This window comes from Kribbella soli (assembly GCF_004331345.1).
Taxonomy (GTDB): Bacteria; Actinomycetota; Actinomycetes; order Propionibacteriales; family Kribbellaceae; genus Kribbella; species Kribbella soli.
The window spans coordinates 1392809-1413532 of the sequence record NZ_SJJZ01000002.1 but is presented as its reverse complement, the minus strand read 5'-3'; the positions used below and the strand labels follow the sequence as shown (position 1 = coordinate 1413532).

Below are 20724 nucleotides of genomic sequence, written 5' to 3'. Positions count from 1 at the left end.
CTCAGGCCGGGGTGACGGTCACACGCACTCCGGTTCGTCGACGCGCCGCGTTCGTGGTCGGCACGCTCGCACTCTCGATCGCTGCCGGGGGAGTAGCAGGTGCCGTCACAGGTGCGCGCGACCCGGCTGTGGACCTCCAGCAAGCAGCCCCGCCAGCAGCAGCTGCCCCTGGATCCATCACCGCAGCCGCCGCGAACGTCTTGCCAGGAGTCGTCTCAGTACGCGCAGGACGCGCAACCGGCTCGGGCTTCGCGATCGACCAGCAAGGGCATGTGGTGACCAACGCCCACGTCGTGGAAGGAGCGAGCGATGTCTCACTGGTCCTGTCGAACGGCCGTACGGTCGATGCCCGCGTCGTCGGCGCCGACGAGGACAACGACCTCGCCGTACTCCAGGTCTCGACCTCCGACGCCGCGGGACTGCGCGCGCTCACGCTCGGCCGGTCCGCGCAACTCCGGGTCGGCGACCCGGTGCTGGCCGTCGGATCCCCACTCGGCCTGGAAGGAACGGTGACCGCCGGCATCGTCAGCGCCGTCAACCGACAGGCCCGCTTCGGCGACAACAGCACCCGCCAGTCGGCCATCCAGACCGACGCCGCCATCAACCCCGGCAACTCCGGCGGCCCCCTCGTCAACGCCGCCGGTCAGGTAGTCGGCGTCAACACCGCCATAGCCACCCTGGGCACCACCCGCTCCGGCAACATAGGCATCGGCTTCGCCATCCCCGTAGACCGAATGACCACCATCGTCAAAACCCTCCTCGACTGAGCATGCAGTTGGACAGGAGGTGTCGGATGGCCGGGTAGTGCACCTGAGCGTGAACGTGTCCGTGCGTACAGCGTCTCGCCGGTGTACTACCTGTCGAGCTGCAGATCCCACGGCCGCGGAGCGCGCGAAAGCTGGTGGTGGGAGGCCCTCATGCTGGGTCGGCGTATGGCTGGTTCTCGTGGTGGGCTCGGGCGGCTTGTATTTCGGGGACGTGTTGTTCGGCCCAGAGTCGTACGGCGCGGAGGGGGACGAGGAGGGAGCGTCCTAGTGGTGTGAGGGCGTATTCGACATGTGGCGGGTTCTCGGCGTACTCGTGCCGGCTGATCAGGCCGTCGACCTCGAGGGAGCGCAGCGTCTCGGTCAGGACCTTCGGGGTGATGCCTTGGATGTGTGCTTTGAGGTCGGTGAAGCGGCGGGGGCCGTCGTCGAGGGCGTTGACGACGAACACGGTCCAGCGGGCGCCGATGCGGTGGAGCACGGTTCGGCTCGGGCAGGTCGCCGCCATCACGTTGTACGCCTTGCCCATGAGCGCTCCCAGTTCCGTTGAAGATACCGGTATCAAATCCATACCGTGAGATCCGATCCTACGAGAAGGAGTACGAAAATGGAGCGGATCCTGGTCATCGGCGGTGCACGGGCGCTGGGGGCGGCAGTCGCGCGGCGTGCGGTGAAGGACGGGTACGACGTTGTGATCGGTGCACGTGATCTGGCTGCCGCCGAGGCGCTGGCGGCCGAGATCGGCGCGACCGCGGTGCGCATCGATCTGCAGGACGAGACGACGATGGCGGCCGCGGCGACACAGCTCGCGGAGGGGATCGACCACATCGTGACGACCGGTTCGGCGCCGCACGACGTTCGGGCTGCCGCACTGGATCACGACAAGCTGATCGCCGCGTTCACGGCGAAGGTGATCGGACCGATGCTGGTCGCCAAGCACTTCGCGCCGGTACTGCGACCGAACGGGTCGATCGTGTTGTTCTCCGGGGTTGTCGGTTGGCGGCCGGGACCAGGCTCGCTGGTCAAGGGGGTGACCAACGGTGCGGTCGAGTACGTCGCTCGCCATCTCGCAGCGGACCTCGCCCCGGTGCGGGTCAACGCCATCTCGCCCGGCGTCGTCGACTCGGGTGCTTGGGACCGGTTGGGCGACGGCAAGGCCGGCTTGCTGAGCAAGAGCGCCGCGGGAACGCTGGTCGGACGGTACGGCGAGTCCGACGACGTCGTCGACACGGTGATGTGGCTACTCCGCGCAGGCTTCATCTCCGGCGAAACAATCCACCTCGAGGGCGGCGCCCGCCACAAGACTTCCTAATGCCAAGCACCTACCACTGTCCCGGAGGCGGGACCCTGTGGTCGTCGTACTGTGCAGGCCCAAACGGGAAGGGGAGTGGCGTGCGCCGTGCGAAACCTGGCGGCGCTGGCGGCATGCCGGACCGGCCGCACGACCCCCGCCGTACAGAGAGTTCGTTGGCTGATTAAGGCTTTCGCTTCATCTTCTGCTGGCGGGCGGAGGGCTCTGTCACACTCGCGGCATTCGTCAGATCGAACAGAAGGGTTCCGCCCATGCCCTCGAAACTGTCCGTGAGAATGTCCGCCGCTGCGTTGGCCGCGGCAACCGTCTTCGCCGTTGCGCCCACGGCGTCGGCGGCACCCCGCTACGCCGATGCGAACCCGAGTCCGGCAGCGGCCGAGGTGAAGTTGCCTGCTGAGGTTGCGGGCGTCCTCGGCGCCTCCGGCCGGAGTCTGGTCGACGCGGTCGCCGCCGACGCGTTGGGCCGGTCCCAGGACGGCCGGGGTCTCGCCCCATCCGTTGCCCTCGGCAAGCTTGCCGACCAGGGACGGAAGGTCGTCGTCGACGTCCGGTCGGCCACGCCGGGCTGGGCGCGGGGTGTCGCGTACGTCGAGGCTCCCGCCACCGAAGGCGCTCATCCGGAGGGCTGGCTGTACATCGCTCGCTACCTCGACGGTCACTGGGTCAGCGGAGTCGAGGGTGACAGCGAGTTCGCTGACTATTTCGCGAAGTCCCCGCTCGTCGGCGCCGCAGAGCGTCGGACCATGACGGCGTACGCGACGCACCAGACCGCGACGACCATGGCTACCACGGCCAACACCGGTGGGTTGTTGCTGCCGTGGATGCCGGACTACTACATGACCGTCACTGGTGGCCCGCACGCCAGTGATGGCGTGAACGGCTACTGGAGCAGCTTGGACCTTGCCGGCGGCAACGCCAGCGGGCGCGTCCGCTCCTCGCGCGACGGTACGGCCACGTCGATGTGCGGCGCTGGTGGCGGCTGGACGCGAGTGATCCACCCGAACGGCTTCTCGACGGACTACTACCACATGTACAACGCCACCTACTACAACGCGACCCCGGTGGGGACGAGCGCGTTGCTGGGCAACATCGGCCGAGACGTCTGCGCCGGTGGCTCCGCGACGGGCGACCACGTCCACTGGAGTCTGCGGACGTACGACGCCAACTACAACGGCACGTACACCTGGCTGCACGGCCGCACCATCGGCGGCTGGACCTGGTGGAACGGCTCGAGCCAGTACACCGGCTGCGCGACCCGCCTCGGCGTCACCGCCTGCCCGGGCAACGCGATCTACAACCGCACCAGCTGACCCCATGCTTACAATCGGCCGTGGCGCGCTATCAGCTGGAGCCCGGCGACTACGGACTGGTGCGCTTCGCGGTCTCGCCACTCACTGAGCTCGGCAACTCGCTGCGCGCGCTGCGGTCGCCCACCAGCTACCCGCTCCAGGCTCCCTGGTACGCCGCCGCCTGCCAGGTCCGCGACCAACTTCCGCTCGATGTGCTGAGCGGACTGATCGGCCCGAACTTCGACACACCCGACCTGTTCAATCCGCGGGTAGGCGTACCGCTGACCATCGACGCCCAGCTCGCCTACCTGCGGGACCAGGACCTGCGCACGCTCGGCGCGGACATCGAGTTCGCGGTCGGCGGCGTACCGCGTCGACTGGGATCCAGTGGGCGATCCTTCGGCGATCGGTTGGCGGATGCGCTGGCGGCGTACTGGCGACTGGCGTTTCAGCCGCATTGGCCGCGGATGCGCGCGATCCTCGACACCGATGTCGCGGTCCGTGCCAGATCGCTGGCGGCGGAGGGGGTGATCGCCACCCTGAACCGTTGCGGGCCAGGCGTTCGGGCCGATCCGACGTCCATCACGGCTCAGATCCTCAACGGTCACGACGATCTCACCCTCCATACGCGTGGGCGGCCGTTGTTCGTCGTACCGTCACTGTTCACCCTGAGCAGCTCGACGCCGCTGACCGACTCGGACCCGATGGTGATCTACCGCGCGACGAACCAGCGAGCGATGTGGTCCGACGCGACCGACGTCCCGGGCGGCGCGGGCTTGCTCAGCCCGCACCGCCTTCGCTATCTCCGAGCCATCGGTTCCGGCCAGTCGACGACCGCACTGGCGGACAGGTTCGGCGTGTCACCATCGGCCGCGAACCAGGCCCTCCGCGCAATGGCTGCACAGGGCCTGGTCCGGACACGCCGCAGCGGCCGAGCCGTCATCTACGAACGCACCCCACTAGGTGACCAGCTCTCCGACCTGCCGTGATCAGCCGGCGTCGGCGTACAGGATCGGGTTCAGGGGTGACTGGGGGACCTGGCCGACCTCTGTTCCTGGCATCCAGCTGCCGAGGTCCGAGGTCTGGAATTGGTTGGTCGGTTCGGCGGCGCGGATGTCGGCGTCGAGGTAGATGACGGTCATGACGCGGCGTGGTTGGGTGCCGCGGTTCGGGCCGGCGTGGTGGAAGGTCCAGCCGCGGTGGAAAGAGGCATCGCCGAGTGCGAACGGTTCCACGACGTCCTCGAAGTACTGCTCGGCCACGGCGTTCTTGAGTTGCTCCTCGGACTCGTCGGAGATCGGGAGGTCGCGGCCGAAGGCGAAGTTGTGGCTGCCGCGGGCGAAGGCGAGCGGGCCCATCTCCAGCGGGGTTTCCTGCAAGGGCAGCCAGAGCGTCACGCACCGGTCGGAGGACAGCGGCCAGTAGTACTGGTCGGCGTGCCACGGGGTGATGCCGCCGCTCGGCTCCTTGTAGAGCGCCTGGTCGTGGTACAGACGTACGGCGTGAACACCGAGGAGCTGCGCCGCGATGCCGGCCAGGCGGCGTGCGAACACGAGCTCCTTGACCTTCTCGTTCTGCCGCCACAGGTTGGTCACCTGCAGGAACGCCTTGCCGTACGTGTCGCGCTCGGCCAGCGGCAGGTCCTGGGTGTTCAGCCGGATCACCTCGGAGGTGATCGTCGGCTCGTATTCGGCGATTGTCTCGGGGCTGAGTACGCCGGACAGGTGCACGAACCCGTCGCGGTTGAAGTCGGCGGTGGCGGTCGGGGGCAGACCGTCGTACGGCGTCTCGAGCTCGTCGACGGAGATGTTCGTGGTCGTCATGGCTTCCACGATTCCAAGCGCAGACCTCGGGTGCTACGCCGCTGCTGCCCAGTTCTGGTACTCAGTTGCCCGCTTAGAATGTGTGGATGAAGCCGCGCTACGAACGGCCGGGAGTACCCAGCGGTACGACGTTCACGTGCTTCACGAGGCGCGAACGGTGCTTCGACTTCGCGTGGCATTTCCATCGGGAGTACGAGCTCACCCTGATCTCTGCCGGATCGGGCACGAGGTATGTGGGTACCACCGTCGAGCGGTACCTCCCTGGTGACTTGGTGCTGCTCGGCCCCGATCTGCCGCACACCTACGCGTCCGAGCCGTCCGATCAGCCGTCGGAGGCCGCGGTCACCCAGTTCCGGCACGACTTCCTCGGCGCGGGCTTCTTCGAGCTCCCGCAGTTCGGTGCCGTCCGCGACCTCCTGGGCGGCGCGGCCCGCGGGCTGTACTTCAGCGACGTGGCACCGGAACTGCAGGCGGACATCGCCGGTCTTCCGCATCTCACGCCGGCGGTCCAGACGACGCGGCTTCTCGACGTACTGCATCGACTTGCCGCCGACACGACGGCGACCCCTGTCACCGGCGCCGGGTACGCCGCGGCGCCGAGCACCGCCGTACGCGACCGGATCGATGTGGTGGTCCGGTATCTGCAGAAAGCTCATACCGAGCCGGTGCTCCTGGACGAGGTCGCCGCGCTCGTGCACATGTCGCCGACGTCGTTCAGCCGCTTCTTCCGCCGCGCCATCGGCTGCACGCTCACCGACTACGTCAACCAGCTGCGAGTGGAGACAGCCTGCCGTCTGCTCACGACGACCTCGCTCCCGGTGACCGAGGTCGCCGCGCGCAGCGGCTACCGGAACCTCGCCAACTTCAACCGCCGCTTCCGCGAGCTGAAGGCGATGCGCCCGACCCACTACCGAGCCGCACTGACCCGATGAAAGCGATTTGAAAGCGGCGTCGGGAACCCTGAGTCGACTGTGAACGCCGAACGGGCTCAGGAGGAACCGAGAGATGGCTGGTCAGCGATGGGACATGAGTCAGGGCGCGTTCGACCAGGCGGCGAAGGGCACCGCCGGCCGGGCGCAGGACCTGGGCGGACTGGTCAAGCAGCTCGTCGACGCCGCCGCGCCGCTGGAGGGGAAGTTCGGCGGTGAGGGCAAGAAGCAGTTCGACGCCTTCAAACAGAACGTCGACAGCATCGCCGCGAGCCTGAACGCGGGCATGGCGCACCTCGCCGTCGGCCAGCACGGCGTCGGGACCGCGATGAACACCGCGCAGAACGAGCAGGTGACCACGGCCAAGCAGAACATGGGCAGCGCCGAGGGTCAGTCGGACGCCGCCCGCCGGTTCAGCGGCGTTGTGCTCGGCCGCTATCAGCGACCGGTGGTCGGTATCCCGCTGTTGTCGATCGCCACCGGATGCCTCTCGATCGGGCTGGTGGTCTGGGCGATCACAGGCGGCTGGTCGGTGCCGATGGCGTTCGCGGCCGGTACGGCCGGTGTGGGAAGTGGCGCCGTACTGTTCGCCGGGGCCGGATTGGCCCGGGGCGGCGTGCTCGGCGGCTCCGTCACCGTGGCGTTCGCGGTGTGCTGGATCGGCGGTGTGCGGCTCGGCATCGATGCGGATCGGGTCGGCGTCGTGGCCGGGGCGTTGTCCGTGCTGATGCTCGGGTTGCTGCCGAGGATCGGGCTGGCGATGTCGGGCTTGACCGCGCTCGACGACCGACGGGCCCAGGGCGCTGAGGTCCAGCGCATCGACGTACATTCGGCGATCAACGCGGCGCACCTCGGGATCGCGCTGGCCACTGTTCCGGTCGCGATGTCGTCGGTCGCGTCGGCCGTTGTGATGCTGCGGACCTGGAACGGCTGGTCGATCAGTGCCGCGGTGGTGCTGGCGTTCCTGCTCGCGTCCCGAGCGCGGCTGTACCCGCTGCTGACCGAGGTCGCGGTCCTGTGCGCGGCAGCGCTGAGCATCATGCTGGTGCTCACGTTCGTCCTGTCCACCAAGGAAGCCGGGGGCGCGCTGATCGCCGTCGGCCTCCTCGTCGTGGTCGGTATGGTCGCTGCCTTCGGGATGCGCCCTGAGTCACCCCAACACCTCCAGGCCCGCGCCTCACAGATCCTCGACGCGATCGAGGTCGCCGCGATGGTCGCCTTCGTACCGCTCGCGTTCGGAGTCTTCGACCTGTATGCGAAACTTCTGAACGTCGCCTAACAGGAGGTATCCGCAGTGAGCGGTACTGCGGGTCTGCTGCTTGGCGGGGTTGTCCTGCTCGGTGCCTTCGTCCAGTGGCTCACGGGGATGGGGTTCGCGCTGGTGGCGGTGCCCGCGCTCGTGATGGTGCTCGGGCCGGCGGACGGTGTCTCGTTCGCGAACTGCGCGGCCGGAGTCGTGTGCGTCCTGGGCCTGTCCCGCGGGTGGCGCCAGGTGCGCTTGCGGGCGATGGTCCCGCTGGTGATCGCGGCCGCGTGTACGGCGCCGCTCGGCGCCTGGTTCTCCAGCGTCCTCCCCGAGCCGGTGCTCCTCGTGGTGATGGGCGGCCTGGTGACAGTGACCGCGGCCCTGCTGATGAGCGGTCTGCGCGTGCGAGCGCTGAAGGGACTCGCCGGTGCGCTGACAGCAGGCGCGGCCGGCGGTTTCATGAACACAGCCGCCGGCCTGGGCGGACCTCCGGTGTCGCTGTACGCCGTCAACGCGAACTGGACGATCCGCGAATTCGTGCCGAACGCGCTCTTCTACGGCACCCTCGTCAACATCTTCTCCCTCATCACCCGCGGCGTACCTCCACTTGCGGGCGACGAATGGCTCGTGGCGGCTGCCGGACTGCTCCTCGGCGCAGGCCTGGGCGCACTGCTGGCCGGGCGAATCCCGGACCGGGCAGCCCGGCTGATGGTCCTGTCCCTGGCAGTTGCCGGCGGCATCGTCACGGCGACCAAGGGCCTGCTGGCGGCCTAGGGCGTGGCGCCCAATCCCATTTGCCTGGCTGACCCACCAATTTGCCTGGCTGACCCACCCAGTGCGGGGTTTGTGACCCTGGATTTGGGTCACAAACCCCACACTTCGCTGGCTGACCAGCCAAATGGGAGGGCCGCGCTCAACCGGACCACCCGTGGCGTTCCCCCCCGATCCGCCCCCTTATCCCGACACCGGCATCGGTGGGCGTCGAGTCGTGGGTTTTGGCGGTCATCTGCAGCCTCGATCCACGACTCGCGGTTTCGAGGGGCAACCAAACGCCACGACTCGGCTCGCGGCCGTGCGATCTGCAGCTCTACAGGTAGTGCACCGGCGAGACGCTGTACGCACGAACGCGTTCACGCTCAGGTGCACTACCCGGCCACCTGACACATCCTGTCGAGCTGCAGATCACACCAGGCCGGCGCCGCGAATACCGCACCTTCTGGCGACGGCGTTAGAGGTCGGTGTAGCCCAATCGCGGCGAGCCGGTGAAGGTTGCTGTGGGGGTTTCGAGGACTTCTAGTTCGAGTACGACGAGGTTGTTGGTGCCCTGCTCCAGCAGGGGCGCGGGCACGTAGAGGGTCTCCTGGGGGCCGCGGCGCCAGTAGCGGCCGAGGCAGAAGCCGTTGATCCAGGCGAAACCCTTGCCCCAGGCATCGGTTCGCAGGAACAGGTCGGACTCGCCGTCGGCCTCGAACGTCCCGCGCCACGCGGTCGGACCGATGCCGAGCGCGGACGGCGTCGGGCCCGCGGAGTGCCACAGCTGCGGGACCCTGTCGAGGTCGATCCCGCAGGCCGTCCAGCCGGTGAGTTCCTCGGTGCCGACGCGGATCGGCCCGATGAGGCCCTTGGGCTCACCGATGCGGGGCCCGTAGTTGACCCGACCTTGGTCCTCGACGACGAGCTCGAGCCGTCCACGCGTGTGGGGGAGCATGATCGCGCGCTCGTGCCGTTCGCGTTCGAGAATGCCGACCGGTGCACCGTCCAGGAACACCTGCACGCGGTCACGGACCTCGGCGAACGTCAGCAACGCCGGCCCACCCTGACGCAGCTCGGTCCGGAAGATCGCAAGCCGCGCGTCCAGATCGTCGAGCGTCGGAAGTTCCTGATGTTCCGACCAGGATCCACCAAAGCCTGGGAGGAGCCCGACCGGATCGGACAGCGCGACGGTGAACTCCGGCGCGGCCGGCTGCGAGGTCGGCACGGTGTCCGGCACCGGCGCGTACCGCGAGATCACCTCACGGAACGCGTGGAACTTCTCCGTCGGATTCCCCGCCTCGTCGAGCGGTGCGTCGTAGTCGTACGACGTCACGGTCGCGCGGTACACGCCCTTGTCGTTGGCCCCGCTCGACAGTCCGAAGTTCGTACCGCCGTGGAACATGTAGATGTTGACCGACGCCCCGGCCGCGAGCAGCGTGTCGAGCTCCGCGGCGGCATCGGCCGCGCTCGTCGTGTGGTGGCGTCCACCCCAGTAGTCGAACCACCCGTCCCAGAACTCCATGCACATCAGGGGCCCGGTCGGCTGGTGCTTGCGCAGCGTTTCGAGCCGCGACGTGACACGGGACCCGAACGACGCGGTGCGCAGTACGCCGTCCAGTCCGCCGGCGGCGAGCATCGAGTCCGTCGGCTGATCCACCGTGACGAGCGGAACGGTGGTGCCGGCGCTTCGAATGACCTCGGCCAGCGCCTTCAAGTAGGTCTGGTCGTCCCCGAACGCGCCGTACTCGTTCTCGACCTGCACGAGCAGCACCGGTCCGCCCTGGTCGATCTGCAGCGGCCGGACGATCTCCAGCACGTCCTGCAGGTACTGCGTGACTGCGGACATGAACGTCGGCTCGTGGCGGCGTACCCCGGCACTGTCGTCGCGGAAGAGCCACGCCGGGAGTCCGCCGTTGTCCAGCTCCGCACAGATGTAAGGCCCGGGTCGCACGATCGCGTACAGCCCGGCGGCCGCGACCTCGCGGAGGAACCGCCCGAGGTCGAGCATCCCGGAGGTGTTGAAGACGCCGGGGCGCGGGCTGTGCGCGTTCCACGGGACGTAGGTCTCGATGGTGTTGAGCCCCATCAGCCGCGCCTTCTCGATCCGGTCCGCCCAGCAGTCCGGGTGCATCCGGAAGTAGTGCAGGGCGCCGGAGATGATCTGCAACGGACGGCCGTCCAGGACGAAGTCGGACTCACCGATGGCGAAGTCGGGCATGGGCTCTCATCTCTTGTAGGGCGGCCTTGTTTACGTACGGCCTTGTTTACGTAAACATCAATGACGGTAACTGGACCTGCTGGTGACTGTCCACCCGAAATCAGCGGCGGGTACGCCGGCGCTTGCGGGGTGCTGCTGTGCTCTGCCGGACGATCAGCGGCGCGGGCACCGTGCCGTGGTATCCGGTCAACTGCTCCCGCCCGCCGAGCTGCCGCATGATGACCTCGACGAGGTCGTGACCGATCTGGTGGAACTCCTGCCGGACCGTCGTCAGCGGCGGCCAGAGGTGGGCGGCGAGGTCGATGTCGTCGAACCCGACGACGCTCACGTCGTCAGGCACCCGGCGGCCGGCCTCGTGCAGTGCGTGGATCAGGCCGGCTGCCATCTCGTCGTTCGCCGCGAACACCGCCGTCACGTCGTCCCGCTGCGCGATCTCGCTCCCGATCGTGTAGCCCGCCTCCGCGGACCAGTCGCCGCCGAACGGCTCCTGAACCTCACGTCCGGCGCTGGTCAGCGTTTGTCTCCAGGCGGTCGCCCGCAGGTCCGCAGGGCCGGAGTCCGCCGGGCCCGCGATGTGGTGGACGGTCGCGTGCCCGAGATCCAGCAGATGCTGGACCGCGGCGCGACTGCCACCGATCTGATCGGCGCCGACCGCCGGATGGTGCCCGATGAACCGCGAGTCGGACACCGCGACCGGCATGGTCGGCGGCAGCGCCAGCGCCGCCGGGGTCGCGGTCTCGGCCCGGATGATGATCAAGCCGTCGATCGCCTGGTGACTGAGGTGCTGCACGGCCTCGCTGACGTCGCTCGACGACGGGGTCTCGACGTCGACGAGGCTCACCGAGTACCCCTCCAGCCGGGCGGCCTCAATGACCGCCTCGATGGTCTTCGACTCACCGGTCCGGATGACCTGGTGAGCGATCAGACCGATCGACCGGAAGTTGCCTTGGCGCAGCGCCCGGGCGGCGAGGTTCGGGGCGTACCCCAGTTGCCGCATCGCGTCGAGCACCCGCTCCCGGGTCTCGGCCTTGACCGGCTCCGAGCCCGTGGACACGCGTGACACGGTCTGCGACGACACACCGGCCAACCGCGCCACGTCGCCGATGGACGGTCCCGACTTCGGGTGTCCCTTGACCCCGCGGCGCGCACCCCTGACCTCGCTCGACATGGCATCAGCATAGGTGGGCGCTAGTTACTGCGGGCGATCATCAGCCAGCTGACCTGGATGTCGGGGGACCGGGTGGGTGCGATCGACACGACGATCTTGCCGTCTGCCCCGACTGTGACTCCGCCGTACGACGCCGCGACGCCGGTCGCGGTGAACAGGCGTTGCTGGTCGACGACGGACCCGTTGACGGTCACCTCGGCCGCGCGGTTGGCCCACGGCCACGGGTCGTAGTAGCCCGCGTGGACCGTGTACGTGCCCGGCTCGAGGTTCTCGAACGTGTAGACCAGCGGCTCGTGGTCCTTGGCGTACCGCAGCGTAGTGTAGAGGTCGCCAGTACCGGCCGGCGCGCTCGAACCCGTGTATCCCCACTGCGTGCCCGTGACGGGATCTGTCCCCAGCGCCTGTTCCGGTGCCGAGTTGAGCAGTGGCTGTTCGGTCGACGCGACCTGCGTCAGGCGTGTCCAGTCGGGCGTAGCGGTCCCGCCGGCGTTCACGGCGTACCGCAGACCGTGTGGCACCACCACGACAGAGCGAGTGAACGTCCTGCCGTCCGCCAACGTGCCACGCAGGGTCGCAGGCCCCGCTTGCGCGATGCTCGACGGATCCCAGGTGACGGCGACCTGCTGCGATCCGCGCGCGGTCGTCACGGTGACCGTGGTCGGCAGCGTGCTCGTGTCGTTGAGCCAGACGTTGTCCGGGATCGTGCTCGTGACGGTCCAGCGGGTGTACGGCGCCAGGTCGCCCAACGTCCACTCGGTGTCCGGGCCGATGGTGAGTGCGCCGCCTTCGCCGAAGCTCATCGGCATCCAGACGTACGGCGCGTTCGCCAGATCGTCCGGCGTCCACCGGTCACCCATGAAGACGAACTTGTTGTTCTTCTGGTCGACCGGGATCACGTTGGTGCTCTGCGACCGGTACGTGGTCGCCGCGCCGTCGCCGGTGATCGGGACCCCGCGGTCGGTGAACTGACCGAGGACGTTCTGCGAGGTCGCGTAGTGCGCCGGGTTCGGGTCCCAGCCGGTGGCTCCCGACGTCACCAGGTAGTAGGTGCCGTCCGACTTGAACATCGCCGGCGCCTCACGCTGGTTGCAGGCGAGCGTGCGGACGAAATCCTTGCCTTGTACAGCGTTTTCCGGCGCCGCGGACAGGTACGTGTACGACTTGTTCAGCTTGGAGATGTACATCGTCCGGTTCTCCTCGGAGGAGTAGATGATGTACGCCGTGCCGTCGTCGTCCACGAACAGGTTCATGTCCCGCGCCATCCCGCCGGCCGGGTCGAACGCGGACCCCGTACCGCACCACGGAACCGAATCGCTCGGCACCCGGTTCAGCCGGTACGAGTCGATCCAGCGGAACGGGCCCTTCGGCGAGTCGGCGATCGCCACCCCGGCCTCGGCGCGGGCGTACGTCGACGTACTGGTCGGCGACGACGGGCCGTCGGAGTGCACCCACATGACCCACTTGCCGGTGCTCTTGTTGTAGATCACCTTGGGGCGTTCGAGGATCGACGGTCGCGCCCAGCCGTCGGTGCGGACGCTGTTGGTCGACAGGTCGCGCCAGACGACATCCTTCTGCGCCGGCGTGTACTTCTTGTAGAGCTTGGCGAAGTACGGGTCGTTCACGAACTGGTCGGGGGAGTTCATCGCTCGGAGTGCGAGTCCCTGGTCCTTCCAGTTGTAGAGGTCGTACGACGAGTACAGATGCACACCCGGGCTGTCGTAGTAGCCGTTGCTGCGATCCTCGCCGTACCAGTAGTAGATGCGCCGACCGTCGTCGTCCTTCGACGGCACGACCTGGCCGCCGTGGGCCTGAATGACCTTGCCGCTCGTGTCCAGCCACGGCTCGCCCGGGCGGAAGGAGGTGTTCGCCGAGGGCTCCGCGGAGTTGGCCGGTGACGACAGCAGACTGAGCCCGACCGCGGCGAGCAGGACGCCCACCACGGCCCGAATATCTCTTCGCTTCATAGGGTTTCAACCTTTCAGACCGGTTTGCGCGACGCCCTGCACGAGATAACGCTGCAGGAAGACGAAGACCAGGACCAGCGGCAGGATCGAGACGGCTGCCGCCATGAACAGTTGCGGGATGTTGATCGTCTGCGCCGTGATGAACGTCGAGAGCGTGACCTGCACGGTCCAGGCGCTCTCGTCCTGGGCCACCACGAGCGGCCAGAGGAACGCGTTCCAGCTCTGGATGAACGTGATCACGGCGATCGCCGCGATGAAGTTCCCGGAGTTCGGTACGACGATCCGCCAGAACGTACCGCCGTACCCGAGACCGTCGATCCGGGCCGCCTCCTCGAGCTCCTTCGGGAACGAGAGGAAGTACTGGCGGAACAGGAAGACGGTGAAGCCGCTGAACAGCGCCGGGATGATCAGGCCGCGGTAGTCCGAGACCCACCCGAGCCAGGACACGATCACGAAGCTCGGGACGAACGTCACCGCGCCCGGGATCATCAAGGTGGCGAGCACCGCGTAGAAGATCTTGTTGCTGTGCGGGTGGTTGATCCGGGCCAGCGCGTACCCGGCCAGCGAGCAGACGAGCAGCGTGCCGGCCGTGGTCAGGACGGCGACGATCGCGGAGTTCCGCAGCGAACTGAGCATCGGCACCTCGGGATCGTTGAACAGGTCCACGAGGTTGTGCCACTGCACGTCCCGCGGGAACAACGTCCAGCCCGGCGCGGTGATGTCCTTGGTGCTGGCCAGACCGTTCCGGATCAACAGGTAGAACGGGATCAGGAAGAGCAACGTCATCACGAGCAGCACGGCCAGGCCGGCGCCGTTGGCGATCCGGTCGGTGACCGACCGCCGGTAACCGACGGCCGTCGGCTGATGGGCATCCATGGAAGTCTCTCCTAAGGTCTCGGTCAGTCGCCCGGTTTGCCGAAGCCGAGGATCTTGCCCTGCAGCACGGTGACGACGGCGATGATCGCGGCCAGGATCAGCGATCCCGCACTGCCGAGGCCGAAGTTCTGCTGACTGCCGAGCGCCAGGTGGTAGAGGTACACCAGCGGCGGGCGCGCGTACTCGACCGCGCCCAGCAGGTTGTAGAACTCGTCGAAGGCCTGGTACGCCGCGATCAGGCAGAGCAGGAGCACCGAGATCGAGGTCGGCCGGAGGAGGGGGAGCGTGATGTGCCGGAAGACCTGCCATCCGGGTTTGGCGCCGTCGACGTACGCGGCCTCGTAGAGCTCCGGATTGATGTTCTGCAACGCGGCCAGGAACAGGATCATGTAGAAGCCGGCCTGCAACCACAACCGCGCGGTCACGATCACGAGCCAGTACCAGGGCGGGTCGAGCGAGGCCAGCCAGCTGATCGGTTCCACGCCGATCCAGCCGAGCAACGTGTTCGCCATCCCGAACCGGACGCCGTTGAAGATCGACAGTTTCCAGATCAGCGACGCGACGACGTACGAGCACGCGGTCGGCAGGAAGAACACCGAGCGGAAGAACGCCCGCGCCACCCGGACCCGGTTCACGAGCATCGCCAGGAACAGCGACATCACGAACGTGGTCGGCACGATCAGCAGGGCGAACGCGCTGAACGTGACGAGCGACGAGACGAACGCCTTGTCGGTGAGCATCGTCGTGTAGTTGCCCAGGCCGACGAACTTCGTCGGGGTCACCGTGCCCTGTGCGTCGAAGAAGCTCAGGAAGGCGCTCCACGCGATCGGGAAGTAGACGAAGACGACGAGCCCGATCAGGAACGGTGCGATGAAGAGCCAGAACGCGCGCCGCTGCCCATGGATCGCGCGCGTGCTGTTGGCGCTCCGGAGGCGCCCGGTGGCCGGGCGCACTCCGGGGGCAGCGGTTGTCTGCTCCGACATCACCCGAAGATCTTGTCGAGCTCGGTGTTGATCTTCTTCACCGCGCCGGCCAGCTCGGCCTCGGGATCCGCGCCCTTGCCGATGATCCTGGTCACCGCGTCCTTGAGCGCGGTGTCCATGGCGGGCGTCCAGTTCGGGTTACCGGGTACGCCGTACTGCGTGTTGAGCGACACGGACTCGGCGGCCGGACCGGACTGGAGCTTGGACGCCTTCGCCGCGAGGCTCTTCCGCGGCGGGATGTGGAAGCCGTAGCTGAGGCACCAGTCCTCCTGGAGATCGGCCTTGTCCACCCAGAGCCACTTGGTGAGAGCCTTCGCGGCGTCGATGTTCTTGGACTTCGCGCTGACGAACGCCGACCAGCCGCCCGAGATCACCGCCGGCTTGCCGCCGGTCGCGGCCGGGAACGGGAACGCGCCGATCTCGTCCTCGCCGAGCGCCGTCGACATACCGGGCACGGCCCACATGCCGAGCCATTGCATCGCGGCCAGGTTCTGGTTGATCGCCGAGGGATCCCACCAGTCCGTCGGCGCGCCGAGCAGGAGGCTCTTGTCCGCGGAGAGCTTGCGGAGCTTGACGAGCACCTCGGCGACCTTCGCCGGCTCGAAGCCGACCTTGTGGTCGTCGGTCAGCAGGCGGCCGCCGGTCGAGAAGATCGCCGCCGGGTAGAGGCCGCCGCCGGTGATGTTCGCGTCGTTGCCGGCGAACAGACCCTTGGTCGTCTTGCCGGTGAGCTCCTTCGCCGCGGACACGAAGTCGTCGACGGTCTCCGGCGGCTTGATGCCTTTCGCCTCGAACAGGCTCTTGCGGTAGTAGAGCATCTGCGGGTCGTTGATCATCGGGATCGAGTACAGCTTCCCGTCGATCGAGTTGGCGGCGAGATCGCCCTCGGCGAAGTCGTCCTTCACGTCGGCGATCAGGTCGTCGAGCGGCACGACCTGTCCCGAGCTGACCAGCGAGCGCTCGAGGTGACTCTCGAACGCGTCCGGTCCGTTGCCCGACGGCAGACCGCTGGACAGTTTCGCGGGGTAGTCGCCGGGGATCCACTGGATCTGGACGGAGGCGCCGGTGTACTCGGCGGCGTACTTCTTCGCCGCCTCCTGCGTCCCCTTCTCGCCGTACTGGTGGTACCACTGGCTGAGCGAGACCTTGCTCCCGCCGCCACTGGCGGCGGCTCCGGTTCCCTTGTTGGAGCCGCAGGCGTCGAGCACTCCGGCAGCGGCCAGACCAAGCGCGCCGCCGAGGACTGCGCGGCGGGAGACATTGGCGGGCGGGGTCATTGTTACCTCCGGATGGCCAAAAATGTTTACGTGAACAGATTGCGTGCCCTGATTAGAGCGCCACACCGAACCGGCGTCAAGAGCGCATCTCCGGGAACTTCTACTGATCCGGTTAAGTGCCCACATCCCTTGTTTTGTAGGCATTCCTACGTTGTAGCGGGGGAGCGAAGCAACCGATCCAGATCTGGCGACGCTGCCCTCTTGACGTCCACGCCGTACCAGCGCCATGATCGGGGCGATCTGTCTGTTTGCGTAAACAGCTCAGGTGCCCGGAGCTGTGCCCTAGTCTGTTGCAATGATTGCAATAGTTGTCGCGGCGGTGTTCTTCGCCGGCATGGGGATCTATGGGCTCGTCCTGCCCGCAGCGCTGGTGCGGCCCTTCGGGATCGTGGCGTCAGGGCCGGACGCGCGCAACGAGGTTCGAGCCGTGTACGGCGGGTTCGGGCTCGCGATTGCCGGTTTGCTCGTCGCGGCTGCGCTCGACGACGGGATCCGGCGCGGGGCGGTGATCGCGGTTGCGGTCGCGCTGGGCGGAATGGCTGCGGGGCGATTGATCGGTGCGTTGCGCGATCGCCCCCGGGCGTTCTACCCGTCCTGGTTCTACTTCTGTGTCGAGGTCGTCCTCGGGGGAGTGCTGTGGTTCGCCGTGAGTTGAGCGGCGCACTCGGCGGCTATTGCTAGCGCGAGGGTCTCCGCGGTGTCGGTGCCGTGCTCGGGGACCAGGTGGTGGATGGTGCCGGAGGCGTGCAGGTCGGGGGCGGTGATGTGCTGGGCGGCGGCGAGCTCGGGGGCGTGGGCGGTGTCGCGGTACACGATCGCGCTCGCTCCCTCCGGCGGCAGTGGTGCGAGCCATGCGTGCTCCGCCGCGACGACAGTGGTTGCCGGGAGCAACGCAAGTGCTCCGCCACCGGTGCCTTGTCCGAGAAGGATCGACAAGGTCGGCACGGTCAGTGTTGTCATCGTCGAGATGTACAGCGCGATCTCGCCGGCCAGGCCGCCTTCCTCCGCGGCGCGGGAGAGTTCGGCACCGGCGGTGTCGATGACCGTCACGAGTGGGAGGCCGACGGTCTGAGCGAGGTTCATGCCGCGACGGGCCTGGCGCAAGGCGGCCGGTCCCATCGGCTTGGTCTGGGTACGGTCCTGCCCGACCAGTACGCACGGCCTGCCGTCGAGTCGAGTCAGGGCGAGCTGACCCATCCGCGTCACCAGCCCGGCAGCACTAATGCGGCCCAGACGAGCAACGGACCGGCGGCGACCACGATCACGCTGTAGGTGAGAATCTGCTGGTAGTACACGGGTTCTGCGATCGTGTCCGGCCGGTTCGCGAGCATCAGTGCACCGTTGGTGGAGAACGGACTGACGTCGACGATCGTCGACGCGATCGCGAGCGCCGCGACGAACAGGCCGGCACTGATCCCACCGTGACCGATCAGCGGTACGGCGATCGGGATGATCACAGGCAGCAGCGCGGTCGACGACGCGAACGCCGACACGACACCACCGACGTAGCACAGGACGAGCGCGCCGATCACGGCCGCGCCCAGCCCGGCGGCCCAGTTGCCGACGAACTGCGGCGCTCCGGATTCGGTGAGAATCGCGGCGTACGTGCTGACACCCGCGACCAGCAGGACCGTCGGCCAGGCAACCTGCTTGATCGCGTCCTTGTGCTCGGTCGGCGACAGGATCGCGAGCAGTACGGCGGCGGTGATCGCGACGAACCCGATGTTCTTGTCGAACGCGAGTGCCACCACGGCCACGCCGACGAAGGCGATCAGCGTCAGCAGTTGGTCCCGTCGTACCCCGCGAGCCAGCGTCCCGGTCGGGGCCGAGGCGCCGGTGCCGCGCGCGGTGACGGTGGCGCCGCCGTGATGCAGGTCTTCGGTCAGGCCGCCGGAGTCGTCCAGGCCGTTCGGGTCGACGCGCTGGTTCATCAGCTTCCGGCCGCCGAACAGGATGAACAGGATCGTCGCCATCACCAGGTTGACGACGAGGCTGGACAAGAAGATGGTCAGCTCACTGGACGGCAGCTTGGCGTCCTCCATCACCGAGTTGGTGATCGTGCCGTAGATGCTGATCGGCGAGAACCCGCCGCCCTGGGCGCCGTGCACGACGAACATGCCCATCATCAGCGGGTTGATCTTGTACCGCGCGGCGAAGCCGAGCGCGATCGGCCCGATGATCGCGCACGCGGCCGGGCTGGCGGCGCCGATCGCGGTCAGTACGGCGGTGACGGCGAACATCACCCACGGGATCAGCGCGACCCGGCCGCCGACGGCCCGGACCGCGCTGGCGACTATCAGGTCGACGGTGCCGTTGTTCTTCGCGATCGCGAACAGATAGGTGACGCCGATCAGCGTGAGGATCAGGTCGCCGCTGACGCCGGCCAGGATCTCCTTCTCACGCAGGTGCAACGAGAACAGGCCGACCAGCCACGCCGCGACGTACGCGAGCGCGCCCATGTTGATCGGCAGAACCGTACCGACGACGAACAGCGCGACGAGCGCCAGGATCGCAACCCACTCTGGTCCCATGACGAGTCCTTCTTCCGGGGGCGGGGGACTGTGTTGGTTGAGGCACAGATCACAGTGGTGGCTCAGTGGCCTAGCCAATAGCCCAATGGGCCACTTGTCAATAAGGTGTCTTGTATGGAGTCGCCGCCAGCTCGTCCCGCACCACCCCGACCGGTACCGCGGTCCCGCCTGTACGAGCAGGTCGCCGACCAGATCAGCACCTGGATCATCGAGAACGGCCTGCTTCCCGGCGACCGGCTGCCACCCGAGCGCGAGTTGGCTCAGCGGCTCGGCGTGAGCCGCGCGACGCTGAGCCAGGCGTTGGTGGCGCTCGAGGTGATCGGTGCGGTGGTGGTTCGGCACGGCGACGGCACGGTGCTGACCGAGCGGGCCAGGACGGCGCCGGTGATCGAGGCGATCCGTGCGCACGCCGACCGGCTGCCCGAGATCATCGAGGCCCGTGACGCGCTCGAGTCGAAGCTGGCCGCGCTGGCGGCATCCCGTCGTACCGAGGCCGACCTGGCGGCGATCCGGTCGGCGCTGGACATGATGGAGCGCGACGTCGAGGCAGGCGGCCGGGGCGTCGAGGGTGACGAGGCGTTCCATGGAGCGGTGACCGCGGCCGCGCGATCGGAGCTGCTGGCGCAGATGATGATCGCGATCCACGACCTGATCCGGGAGACCAGGCTGGAGTCGTTGTCCCAGCCCGGCCGGCCCCGCGAGTCGCTCGCCGGTCACCGGAAGGTCGCGGACGCGATCGCCGCCGGCGCTCCGGACGCTGCTGCCCAGGCCATGCACGAGCACGTGATGCTGGTCTCCGACGTGGCGTTGCTGCGGGACAGGCCGTGACCGGTGTCGAGCATCTGGCGATCGTCGCGGCCGGACTCGGAGCCGGTGTGCTCACGTCCACCGTCGGGGTCGCGTCGCTGATCAGCTTCCCGGCGTTGATCGCGTTGGGGATTCCGCCGGTCGTGGCGAACGCCTCGAACACGATCGGCCTCCTGCCCGGCGCGCTCAGCGGCTCGTTCGGGTACCGCCGCGAGCTGCGCGAGGTCTCTCGCCCCACGACGATCGCGGTCGTGCTGACGTGTGCGATCGGCGCGATCGGTGGCGCCGTACTGCTGCTTGCCTTGCCGCCAGGAGTGTTCGCCACGGCGGCACCGTGGCTGATCCTGTTCACCTGCCTGATCGTCGGCGTCCAGCCGTGGATCTCCCGCTGGCTGCGCTCCCGGCACGCGGAACCGCAGGAGACGCGCACGACGATGACCCCGACGACAACGTTCTTCGCGGCTCTGACGGGCGTGTACGGCGGGTACTTCGGCGCCGGCGCGGGCGTGATGATGATGGCGGTGCTCGGTCTCGGCCTGGACCTCGAGCTGCGCGTCGTCAACGCCCTCAAAACCCTGTCCCTACTGGCCGCGAACCTCGTCGCGAGCGTCATCTTCCTGTTCATCGCCGACCTGAACCCGACCGCGATCGTGCTGCTCGCGATCGGGTCCGTCGCCGGTGGGTACGTCGGTTCGCACATCGGCCGCCGGCTCCCGGGCGGACTGCTCCGCGCCTTGATCGTGGTCGCCGGTGTCACCGCCGCGGTGCTGATGCTCCGCTAGCT

General features: G+C 67.9%; 20 protein-coding genes. 10 read left to right on the top strand and 10 right to left on the bottom strand.

Features of this window, described 5'->3' with window-relative positions; all coding sequences use genetic code 11:
- Nucleotides 1-11: 11 nt before the first annotated feature.
- Nucleotides 12-767 (top strand): S1C family serine protease, encoded by a 756-nt coding sequence (locus E0H45_RS20800; protein WP_238155120.1) that lies wholly within the window; start codon nucleotides 12-14, stop codon nucleotides 765-767.
- Nucleotides 768-915: 148 nt separating this feature from the next.
- On the opposite strand, the gene E0H45_RS20795 is transcribed toward E0H45_RS20800, so the two are convergent.
- Nucleotides 916-1293, bottom strand: a complete 378-nt coding sequence (locus E0H45_RS20795) for a winged helix-turn-helix transcriptional regulator (protein ID WP_131339668.1) — start codon at nucleotides 1291-1293, stop codon at nucleotides 916-918.
- A gap of 78 nt (nucleotides 1294-1371) precedes the next feature.
- Here E0H45_RS20795 and E0H45_RS20790 point away from each other — a divergent pair, with 78 nt between their 5' ends.
- The 3 genes from E0H45_RS20790 to E0H45_RS20780 all read left to right on the top strand — a co-directional run bounded on the left by E0H45_RS20790 (nucleotide 1372) and on the right by E0H45_RS20780 (nucleotide 4354).
- A complete protein-coding gene (locus E0H45_RS20790) occupies nucleotides 1372-2076 on the top strand; it encodes an SDR family oxidoreductase (RefSeq protein WP_131339665.1) in 705 nt (234 codons plus the stop codon).
- Between the two features lie 275 nt (nucleotides 2077-2351).
- Nucleotides 2352-3386, top strand: a complete 1035-nt coding sequence (locus E0H45_RS20785; RefSeq protein WP_238155119.1) for a M23 family metallopeptidase — start codon at nucleotides 2352-2354, stop codon at nucleotides 3384-3386.
- A 20-nt stretch (nucleotides 3387-3406) separates the two neighbouring features.
- On the top strand, nucleotides 3407-4354 hold the full coding sequence (locus E0H45_RS20780) for an ArsR/SmtB family transcription factor (protein WP_131339661.1): 948 nt from the start codon (nucleotides 3407-3409) through the stop codon (nucleotides 4352-4354).
- Here the strand turns inward: E0H45_RS20780 and E0H45_RS20775 are convergent, their stop codons facing one another.
- Nucleotides 4355-5188, bottom strand: a complete 834-nt coding sequence (locus E0H45_RS20775) for a phytanoyl-CoA dioxygenase family protein (RefSeq protein WP_131339659.1) — start codon at nucleotides 5186-5188, stop codon at nucleotides 4355-4357.
- Between the two features lie 86 nt (nucleotides 5189-5274).
- On the opposite strand from E0H45_RS20775, the gene E0H45_RS20770 reads away from it, so the two are divergent.
- The 3 genes from E0H45_RS20770 to E0H45_RS20760 all read left to right on the top strand — a co-directional run bounded on the left by E0H45_RS20770 (nucleotide 5275) and on the right by E0H45_RS20760 (nucleotide 8137).
- Nucleotides 5275-6120, top strand: a complete 846-nt coding sequence (locus tag E0H45_RS20770; protein WP_131339657.1) for an AraC family transcriptional regulator — start codon at nucleotides 5275-5277, stop codon at nucleotides 6118-6120.
- A gap of 73 nt (nucleotides 6121-6193) precedes the next feature.
- Entirely contained in the window at nucleotides 6194-7396 is a 1203-nt protein-coding gene (locus E0H45_RS42930; protein ID WP_202872416.1) for a hypothetical protein, read from the top strand.
- A gap of 15 nt (nucleotides 7397-7411) precedes the next feature.
- Nucleotides 7412-8137 (top strand): sulfite exporter TauE/SafE family protein, encoded by a 726-nt coding sequence (locus E0H45_RS20760; RefSeq protein WP_202872415.1) that lies wholly within the window; start codon nucleotides 7412-7414, stop codon nucleotides 8135-8137.
- 454 nt (nucleotides 8138-8591) lie between these two features.
- On the opposite strand, the gene E0H45_RS20755 is transcribed toward E0H45_RS20760, so the two are convergent.
- The 6 genes from E0H45_RS20755 to E0H45_RS20730 form a co-directional block, all read right to left on the bottom strand.
- The gene (locus tag E0H45_RS20755; protein WP_131339655.1) at nucleotides 8592-10334 is read right to left on the bottom strand and encodes a glycoside hydrolase family 35 protein; all 1743 of its coding nucleotides are present in this window, start codon (nucleotides 10332-10334) and stop codon (nucleotides 8592-8594) included.
- 100 nt (nucleotides 10335-10434) lie between these two features.
- Nucleotides 10435-11502, bottom strand: a complete 1068-nt coding sequence (locus E0H45_RS20750; RefSeq protein WP_131339653.1) for a LacI family DNA-binding transcriptional regulator — start codon at nucleotides 11500-11502, stop codon at nucleotides 10435-10437.
- 20 nt (nucleotides 11503-11522) lie between these two features.
- The gene (locus E0H45_RS20745) at nucleotides 11523-13466 is read right to left on the bottom strand and encodes a glycoside hydrolase family 43 protein (protein WP_131339651.1); all 1944 of its coding nucleotides are present in this window, start codon (nucleotides 13464-13466) and stop codon (nucleotides 11523-11525) included.
- 6 nt (nucleotides 13467-13472) lie between these two features.
- Nucleotides 13473-14342 (bottom strand): carbohydrate ABC transporter permease, encoded by an 870-nt coding sequence (locus tag E0H45_RS20740; RefSeq protein WP_131339649.1) that lies wholly within the window; start codon nucleotides 14340-14342, stop codon nucleotides 13473-13475.
- Between the two features lie 23 nt (nucleotides 14343-14365).
- Nucleotides 14366-15325 (bottom strand): carbohydrate ABC transporter permease, encoded by a 960-nt coding sequence (locus tag E0H45_RS20735; RefSeq protein ID WP_131339647.1) that lies wholly within the window; start codon nucleotides 15323-15325, stop codon nucleotides 14366-14368.
- Complete coding sequence (locus E0H45_RS20730; RefSeq protein ID WP_131339645.1) at nucleotides 15325-16602, bottom strand: ABC transporter substrate-binding protein; 1278 nt, start codon at nucleotides 16600-16602, stop codon at nucleotides 15325-15327. Before E0H45_RS20730 ends, E0H45_RS20735 begins: the two co-directional genes overlap by 1 nt.
- Nucleotides 16603-16897: 295 nt before the next feature.
- On the opposite strand from E0H45_RS20730, the gene E0H45_RS20725 reads away from it, so the two are divergent.
- Complete coding sequence (locus E0H45_RS20725; protein WP_131339644.1) at nucleotides 16898-17257, top strand: DUF4345 domain-containing protein; 360 nt, start codon at nucleotides 16898-16900, stop codon at nucleotides 17255-17257.
- Here the strand turns inward: E0H45_RS20725 and E0H45_RS20720 are convergent.
- Both E0H45_RS20720 and E0H45_RS20715 read right to left on the bottom strand, forming a co-directional pair.
- Nucleotides 17203-17799, bottom strand: coding sequence for a carboxyl transferase domain-containing protein (locus E0H45_RS20720; protein WP_131339642.1), 597 nt, complete (start codon nucleotides 17797-17799; stop codon nucleotides 17203-17205). The genes E0H45_RS20725 and E0H45_RS20720 overlap by 55 nt on opposite strands.
- 5 nt (nucleotides 17800-17804) lie before the next feature.
- Entirely contained in the window at nucleotides 17805-19133 is a 1329-nt protein-coding gene (locus tag E0H45_RS20715) for an SLC13 family permease (protein ID WP_131339640.1), read from the bottom strand.
- Between the two features lie 114 nt (nucleotides 19134-19247).
- Between E0H45_RS20715 and E0H45_RS20710 the strand changes: the two genes are divergently transcribed.
- Both E0H45_RS20710 and E0H45_RS20705 read left to right on the top strand, forming a co-directional pair.
- Nucleotides 19248-19961 carry a FadR/GntR family transcriptional regulator gene (locus E0H45_RS20710; protein ID WP_131339638.1) on the top strand — a complete coding sequence of 238 codons (714 nt, stop codon included), beginning with the start codon at nucleotides 19248-19250 and terminating at the stop codon, nucleotides 19959-19961.
- Nucleotides 19958-20722, top strand: a complete 765-nt coding sequence (locus E0H45_RS20705) for a sulfite exporter TauE/SafE family protein (protein ID WP_131339636.1) — start codon at nucleotides 19958-19960, stop codon at nucleotides 20720-20722. Before E0H45_RS20710 ends, E0H45_RS20705 begins: the two co-directional genes overlap by 4 nt.
- Nucleotides 20723-20724: the final 2 nt, after the last annotated feature.